This is a genomic window from Rouxiella silvae, assembly GCF_002093625.1.
In the GTDB taxonomy this organism is placed as follows: Bacteria; Pseudomonadota; Gammaproteobacteria; order Enterobacterales; family Enterobacteriaceae; genus Rouxiella; species Rouxiella silvae.
This window is the reverse complement of record NZ_MRWD01000126.1, coordinates 1-412: the sequence shown is the minus strand read 5'-3', so window position 1 is coordinate 412 and position 412 is coordinate 1. Positions and strand designations below refer to the sequence as shown.

Sequence of the window (412 nt, the reverse complement as noted above, 5' to 3'; positions counted from 1 at the left end):
GTAGGGGAACCTGCGGTTGGATCACCTCCTTACCTAAAGATACGCATTGTGCAGTGTCCACACAGATTGTCTGATAGATGTAAATGAGCAAGAGCACCTGTTGATGCAGTGGGGGAAACCCTGCGCTGATACGAAAAAGTGCCGAGTCTGTGGATTCGGTGCTGCATTTTCGTGTCCCCATCGTCTAGAGGCCTAGGACACTGCCCTTTCACGGCTGTAACAGGGGTTCGAATCCCCTTGGGGACGCCATCCGATAACGCGTGAAAGTCGTTATCACTCTGACCGTGCAGGTCAGAAATTATCTTAAAGATGACTTTAACGAGTCGTGTTTAAGATATTGCTCTTTAACAATCTGGAACAAGCTGAAAAATTGAAACGATACAGCTGAACATAACTCTCCGTAGAAGTACTG

Annotated in this window: 1 tRNA gene; it reads left to right on the top strand. The window is 47.3% G+C overall.

Annotated features, from left to right (window positions below):
* Window positions 1-173 precede the first annotated feature (173 nt).
* Window positions 174-249, top strand: a tRNA-Glu gene (locus tag BS639_RS24620).
* The last annotated feature ends 163 nt before the right edge of the window (window positions 250-412 follow it).